The 7829-nt window shown below is 69.2% G+C and carries 2 protein-coding genes and 1 CRISPR repeat array; both genes read left to right on the top strand.

The genetic code is table 11. The features are described from left to right. Positions 1 to 57: 57 nt before the first annotated feature. A CRISPR array of direct repeats spans positions 58 to 2198; the repeat unit is 36 nt; unit sequence GCCTCAATGAAGGGCAGCTCCGGTGGGAGCTGCGGC. Positions 2199 to 2718: 520 nt separating this feature from the next. After that, the gene (locus AB0M52_RS26815; protein ID WP_363959128.1) at positions 2719 to 4344 is read left to right on the top strand and encodes a DUF559 domain-containing protein; all 1626 of its coding nucleotides are present in this window, start codon (positions 2719 to 2721) and stop codon (positions 4342 to 4344) included. After that, positions 4341 to 7664 (top strand): DUF87 domain-containing protein, encoded by a 3324-nt coding sequence (locus AB0M52_RS26810; RefSeq protein WP_363959126.1) that lies wholly within the window; start codon positions 4341 to 4343, stop codon positions 7662 to 7664. The genes AB0M52_RS26815 and AB0M52_RS26810 overlap by 4 nt, the downstream gene beginning before the upstream one ends. Positions 7665 to 7829 lie beyond the last annotated feature (165 nt).

Raw genomic sequence — 7829 nt, 5'->3', positions numbered from 1 at the left:
TCCGGTGGGAGCTGCGGCCGTCGTCGAGAACGTCGTCGACATCGCCACCCAGCCCAAGCCTCAATGAAGGGCAGCTCCGGTGGGAGCTGCGGCGGAGTGTCGTCGTCCCACTCGATCACCGCCGCCGGGCCTCAATGAAGGGCAGCTCCGGTGGGAGCTGCGGCAAGAGATGACGCTGTTCACGCCCACCGCCGAGCTGCCTCAATGAAGGGCAGCTCCGGTGGGAGCTGCGGCTGGCTGGCCGCGACGTGGTGATCTCGTCGGGACATGACGAGCCTCAATGAAGGGCAGCTCCGGTGGGAGCTGCGGCCGTCCTCGGCGGCGACGGGCAGCCGGCGGGCAAGCCGCCTCAATGAAGGGCAGCTCCGGTGGGAGCTGCGGCGGTCTGCGGGTCCAGGCCGTCGCGGACCGCGATCAGGCCTCAATGAAGGGCAGCTCCGGTGGGAGCTGCGGCTCGCCCGCGATCAGGTGCAGCAGGCCGGCGATGCGCAAGGCCTCAATGAAGGGCAGCTCCGGTGGGAGCTGCGGCTCGTTGCCGAGCCCGGACTCTTGCACCTTGGTGACGCCTCAATGAAGGGCAGCTCCGGTGGGAGCTGCGGCCACGTCCGACGCGGTGCCGGTGCCGATCCAGACGCCTCAATGAAGGGCAGCTCCGGTGGGAGCTGCGGCCTTTCGGGAGCGCAGTGATCGCGAGGTCCGGCCCGTCGCCTCAATGAAGGGCAGCTCCGGTGGGAGCTGCGGCCCGGATGCTGGAGCAGGTCGCAGCCACCGGGACGGAGCCTCAATGAAGGGCAGCTCCGGTGGGAGCTGCGGCCCACAATGTCGGGGTCGATGCGGCGCAGGGCAGCCAGGCCTCAATGAAGGGCAGCTCCGGTGGGAGCTGCGGCCAACGGCGTTGTGGCCGCTCTCACCGCCGCTGGCGTGCCTCAATGAAGGGCAGCTCCGGTGGGAGCTGCGGCGAGCGGAAGTCGACCAGTTCGAGCCGGCGGACGTACACGCTTCAATGAAGGGCAGCTCCGGTGGGAGCTGCGGCCTTCTGCGGTCGGCTGGTACGGCAGCTCGGCGACCTCGCCTCAATGAAGGGCAGCTCCGGTGGGAGCTGCGGCCGACTACGAGTTCGCCGCGGACGTGGCGAACTTGCCTCAATGAAGGGCAGCTCCGGTGGGAGCTGCGGCCGTCGACATCCCGCTGACCTTCCGGCTCGGCTCCCGGGAGCCTCAATGAAGGGCAGCTCCGGTGGGAGCTGCGGCCGACGCGGTTGCAGCTGCGGCAGGTCTCCCGGCCGTAGCCTCAATGAAGGGCAGCTCCGGTGGGAGCTGCGGCTGCTGTCGTTCGGCGTGGCCACCGGGCAGCCGGTGCCTCAATGAAGGGCAGCTCCGGTGGGAGCTGCGGCGGTGGTCGGCTCCTCCGGCTCCAGGTTGCGGAGCAGGCCTCAATGAAGGGCAGCTCCGGTGGGAGCTGCGGCCGCAATTACCTGCCGGGCGGCGGGCGGGGCTTACCAGTCGCCTCAATGAAGGGCAGCTCCGGTGGGAGCTGCGGCTCTTCAGCTTGTCGGCGTCGCCGGCGAAGGTCAGAGGCCTCAATGAAGGGCAGCTCCGGTGGGAGCTGCGGCGGCCTTGACCGTGATGTCCTCGATCACCGCCGCATCCGCCTCAATGAAGGGCAGCTCCGGTGGGAGCTGCGGCGACGCTGCGCCTCGCGGCCGTGCTGCCCCGGATCACGCCTCAATGAAGGGCAGCTCCGGTGGGAGCTGCGGCGTACAAGCCGGTCAAGTGCGACCGCTGCGGCGTCGAGCCTCAATGAAGGGCAGCTCCGGTGGGAGCTGCGGCCCGTACGCGCTGGTCGCCCCGGCCAGCCTCAAGAAGCCTCAATGAAGGGCAGCTCCGGTGGGAGCTGCGGCGGCCCGTTCGGCGGGTCATCGGCACCCTGGTAAGGCAATCCGCCTCAATGAAGGGCAGCTCCGGTGGGAGCTGCGGCGAAATGCCGTCGCTGGTGGTGGGGTGGGTCAGATCCTCGCCTCAATGAAGGGCAGCTCCGGTGGGAGCTGCGGCTCGTTGACGCTGTTGGAGCCGTTGCGCCAGTGCATGCCTCAATGAAGGGCAGCTCCGGTGGGAGCTGCGGCACATCACCATCGCGCCCGGTGCCTCGCCGTTGCTGTTGATGCCTCAATGAAGGGCAGCTCCGGTGGGAGCTGCGGCTGGGTCAGGATTCTAGCCGCCCTGAGCTGCGCCTGAACCGGTCTGCCGCGAAGGGTGCGCTTCCTGCAAGATCGAGTAGTACATCAGGGCCGCGATCCCGCGCACCTACATGGCGTGTGAGCTGGGCTGACACCCTGGCGAAGGGTCCACGCTCAGCGGCGGGACGACGCAGGCTTCGCCAACGATGGCGCCTACAGGGGGTCACCGGTCTGCGGCCGGTGACGGTGCGGCTGCGGGATCCCTTGATCGAATTGCATCAGAAGGCGGTCGGATGCCGCCATCGTCCGGTTGGTGCTGGTGCGTCGAACGCTCGTGGGATGGAATCGGGACATTGGTCAACGCCATCCTGGCCGCGGGCTGATTGAGTGCCCTTATCGGCTGGCGTCTGGTGCCGGTCAGCGGTGACGCATCCACATCCGGGTGATTGCACCTGCAATCAGCGGCTCGCCAGGATGGGTGCCGACCTCTCATGTTAGGCGGACTGTTGGCTTTTTCTCTCTCGGAGATTCCTACTGACCGAGTGGTGTGGATCAAGCACCTTCATCCGAACGACGTGGACCGAGCGGTGGCGGCCGCGCCGCCCGATGCTCCGGCGGTCATTTTCCAGCGGACAGCGGGATCTTTGAGTCAGAGCGCGACCGTCACCTCCAGCTTGGACGAGATGGAGGCGGTTGCCGGTCAACTGTTTCCCGCCTGGCTTCCGGGAGCCGACGGAATTATGACATCGGCCGGCGGCGCGCTGGCCGCTGTCAGGTCGCTCGCGATCGCGCACGCCGCCGGCACCGCGCAGTATGGTCCCTTCCTCGTCGACCTGGCCGTCGGCGCTCTGACCGGGCGAGGGCCGCACACGCGACGGCATCAACCCGAGGTGCGGGCGCTCGGGCTGGCACGGGTACTCGCGGCCGGCTTCGGGCGGCCGACATGCGCGTTGCTCCTGCGGCCGCCCGACAACCTTGACGAGGACGGGACGCTGGCTCTGGTACGGGCAGCGCAATGGCTGGTCGACCACGGCCGGCTCGCCGTCTGGATCAGCGGCGGATCGCTGGCACCTGGTGACCGGCTGCCGGAAGTCGTGGTAGCTCAACCAGTTCGGGAAGCCCCGGTCGTACGCTCCGGGCCGGAAGCCCGCAGCAGTGTCCCATCCGGCACGTCGGTCGAAGGGCGCCCGCGGCGCGAGCGGCCGGCCGGCAGATCGCGTCGTGGCGGTCGTCCCGGCAAGCCACACCCGACGAGCCAGGTCGAGGTGTTGCTCGAGACCGCCCTCGCCACGCGGTCGTGGGCGGCCGGCCGGGTGTGGAATCACACGGTCAGGCCGGGTCCGCTGGTCAACCCTGTTCGTGTCGATCTGCTGTGGAAACGGGAACGGTGTGTCGTCGAAATCGATGGCGATGATCATAGGGCGGCGGGAAAGTACGCCGACGATCGAAATCGCGACGTGATGCTCCAACTCAACGGCTACGCCGTTCTCCGCTTCACGAACACGCAGGTCCTCGACGACATCGAAAACGTCCTTGCGCTACTCTTCATTCTCCTGGCCGAGGCGGCCCCAGTGCCCAACGCCAGGTTGACCCAGGAGCATCGCTGCGAACTGAAGAAGGGGTCACGGGAGAAGCTGGAACGGTTGAAGCTGATCGAGGTCGAGCGCATATCGGGCCGGCTCGTGTTGACGCTGGGCGAGAAGGGCTGGGCACACTGTCGCACTCAGCTTTCTGTCGAATCGGTGCCGCCCGGCTCCGGTGCCGTCGGCGGTGCGCTCTACGCCGTACTCCGGCGTTGGGGTCGTTTCCTCACGGCACAGCGGCTCAGCCTCGGCGAGTTCGTCAGCGCGTCAGACGCCCCCACGGTCACCGGCACGCCGGACGAAGGACGGACGCCGGTCTGGCCCGACGTGGAGGAGCGGGTTCGTGCCGCGTACCAGAAGCTCGCACCCCGCGCTGGTGATCTGGTGAGCCTTGCCGACCTGCGCGACCTGGTCGGTGACCTTACCTCCGCCGATGTCGACGCGGCGCTACGCCGGCTCCACCGTCGGCGCGGCGTCACCCTTGTGCCGGAGGCGAACCAGAAGACGCTCGATGCACGCACTCGGGCCGCGGCAGTGGTGATCGGCGACCAGCCCAAACACTCGATCGCCATGGAGGCGTCGTGACCGAGGCGGCGCTGAAGGCTCTCGCGCACCTACAGTTCAACTACACGCCGACCAGGAACGACGTCTGGCACCGCCCACGATTCCATGTCGACGGCCTCCACACGGATGTTCTATCGACCGTCCTGGACGGCCTGTCGGCGGCGGAGCGCAGCCCGGATGCCAGCCCGATCGGCGTCGCGGTGCGGGGTCAACGTGGTGCCGGGAAGACCCACCTGCTGAGCCGGGTCCGCGAGCTGACCCAGCTCAAGGGCGGCTACTTCTTCCTGGTCAACCTGCTCGACGCCAACACGTTCTGGCGAAGCGTCGCGGTGTCGATGGTCGACGGTCTGCATCAGTCGGTCGACGAGGAAGGCACAACACAGCTGCACGCGTTCCTGCAACGCCTCGCCGACGCGGTCGACCTGCCCGTGGTGACCCGAATGGCGGTGGCGGGTCGAGCCCCGATGACAGTGGACAGGTTGACCGAGTTCGTCGCCGCCCTGGGTGGCCTGAGCCGACAGATCGGGATCGGCTGTCGGGACACCGCGCGGGCACTGGCCCTGCTCGCTGGCACTGACCACCGGGTGCAGGACGTCGCCATGTCGTACCTGCTCGCCGGTGACGAGGCGGAAGCGGGTGAACGTGCCGCGTGGGGCATCCGGCCAGCCCGGCGGCTGCCGCAGGAGATCGTCTCGGACGTGTCGTCTCTGCTCGCGCTCACCGGCCCCTCGGTCATCGCGGTCGACCAGGTCGACGGCCTCATCGCGCAGGTGGCAAACCGAAGTCACGTCTCCGTCGCGCCCGCCGAGACCGACGCGGACGGTTGGCACACGGCCGTCCTGCTCGACCAGGTCGCCAGCGGTCTGATGGAGTTGCGCGAGATGACCCGGCGTACGCTGACCGTCCTCGCGTTGCTGCCCGTGTCGTGGTCGTTGATCAAGAGCAACGCGGTCGACACCGTGCAGGACCGGTTCCGCGAGACAGCCACGCTCGAAGCGATTCCCGACGCTGACGTGGGCCGGGCTCTGGTCGAGCGCCGGCTCGCGGGGCACTACGCGGAGGTCGGGTTCGTGCCGCCGTACCCGACCTGGCCGGTGCGTACCGAGGCGTTCGCCGACGCGGTCGATTTCACGCCGCGACAGCTGCTCATCAACATCGAGCGGCACATCCGCTCGTGCGTGCTCAACCGCGAGGCCGTCGAGATGACCACGCTTGCGGCCACCCACGAGACACCGGCGTCGGTGCCCGCGCCGGCCGACGGCTCGCCACTTCGGCTACTTGACGAGCGGTACGCGGCGCTGCGGGCCCAGGCGCAGGTGGCCGGAGTCCTCGACCCGGCCAACGAGGACAGTGAGGTGCCGCCGCTGCTGGCCGCTGCTCTCGACGCGTGGATCAGAGAGGGCGTGGGCGCCGACTTCGACCAGGACACGATCCCGGTACGCCGTCCGGCGCTGCACGCCCGGCTGCGCCGGACCCTCGACGAGGGGACCGGAAACGAGGCCCACTGGGCGTTCCGGGCGATCGCGGAGCAGCATTACAACGCCGAGTTGGCCCGGCTACGCAACGCGTGTGTGGCCGCTGGCCTGGCCCAAGGGGTCGCCCAGCGCCGGCTGTTCGTCCTGCGCAACGAGGAGTGGTCGGACAGCCCCAAGCGGCGAAGGGCGGTCGAGGAGTTCGTCGCGGCCGGCGGGCGTACGCTGCCATTTGGCGAGGACGACCTGCGCAGCCTGATCGCGCTACGGACACTGCTCGCCGAGGAGCCGGACGGTCTCCAGGCCTGGCTGGCAGACCGACGCCCGGCCTCCCGTACCAGCCTGCTGGCGACAGCGCTCGCCGACGCCGGACGCGAGCCACCCACCGGGTATGCGCCAGCCACCGGTCGGCTGCCGGCAGCCGAACAGACGCCATCCGAGAACGACCTTCGGCCACCACCGCAACCGACGAGCGGGAGCGACACCGTGGCCGCCAGAACGGACGCCGTGCTGGCCGGTCCGGCCGACGCGACGGCGAACGGCAGACGGATCGAGCCCGTCGGGGACGAGACCGCCGAGCCGGTCGCGATGGCGGCACCAACCGGCGTCTACCTCCGGGTGGGTGTCGACTTCGATCGCGGCGATCCCGTCGACGTGGAGTTGGCCGCGCTACGCAAGCACGTCGCGATCTTCGCCGGGTCGGGATCCGGCAAGACCGTGCTGATCCGACGACTGATCGAGGAGTGCGCGCTGCTTGGTGTCTCCGCGATCGTCCTGGATCCCAACAACGACCTCGCCCGACTCGGCGACGCCTGGCCGGACGACCCACCGGCGTGGGGCGACGCCGACGCGCAGGCCGCAGCCGACTACCTCGAGTCGACGGATGTCGTGGTGTGGACGCCCGGGCGAGCGAGTGGACGACCGCTGACCTTCCAGCCCCTGCCCGACTTCGGCGGCGTGCGCGACGACCCGGACGAGTTCACCCAGGCGGTCGACAGCGCGCTCGACGCGCTGGCCCCCCGCGCACAGGTGGCCGCGAACACCGCGAAGGCGATGCGGGGCCAAGCGGTGCTGCGGCAGGCGTTGCGGCATTACGGCCGAACCGGCGGGCCGGCGAGCCTGGCCGGCCTGATCGGCCTGCTGCGGGACCTCCCCGACGGGGTGAGTAAGCTGGCCGGTGCGGCGGCGATCGCCGCCGACCTGGCAGAAAATCTGGAGGCCGCCCGGATCAACGACCCGTTGTTCGGTGGCACGGGCGAAGCAGCCGATCCGGGCATGCTGCTCACGCCAGCACCGGGCAAACGCGCCCGGGTCTCCGTCATCAGCTTCGTCGGTCTGCCAGGTGACGAGAAGCGGCAGGGCTTCGTCAACCAGCTCCAGATGGCCCTTTTCTCGTGGATCAAGCGCAATCCGGCCGGCGACCGGCCGCTGGGCGCGCTGCTGGTGATGGACGAGGCGCAGACGCTGGCACCGTCCGGCCCGATCACGGCCTGCACGCGCAGCACCCTGATGCTCGCCTCCCAGGCCCGCAAATACGGCCTCGGCCTGGTCTTCGCCACGCAGGCGCCCAAAGGCTTACACAGCCAGATACCGGGCAACGCGGCCACGCAGTTCTTCGGGCTGCTCAACGCTCCGGTGCACATCGAGGCAGCCCGGGAAATGGCTCGCTTCAAGGGCGGCGACGTGCCGGACATCTCGCGCCTGAGCAGCGGGCAGTTCTACGTGGCGGTCGAGGGGCAGCCGTTCCGCAAGGCCCACACCCCGCTCTGCCTTACCCACCACCCGGCCAGCCCACTGCCCGCCGAAGACGTCATCGCCCGCGCCCAGCGGGCATCCTCGCCTTCGGATGATGCGGTCTCGGCCATGTGAGGGCACTGGCGAAGGAACAGGGCGGGGGGCAGCACCCGTGCAGTGCGCGAGGCAGCGCAAACCACTACGCCTCAGAGGGTGGTTCGGAAGCTTATGTCCGATGTGGAATTGGCGGTTCGTTAGAGGCCCTGTTGGTGGGGGTTACGTGGGCGGCGTCGGCGAGGC

The organism is Micromonospora sp. NPDC051296, assembly GCF_040682255.1.
GTDB lineage: Bacteria > Actinomycetota > Actinomycetes > Mycobacteriales > Micromonosporaceae > Micromonospora > Micromonospora craterilacus.
This window is presented reverse-complemented; position numbering and strand designations above follow the sequence as displayed.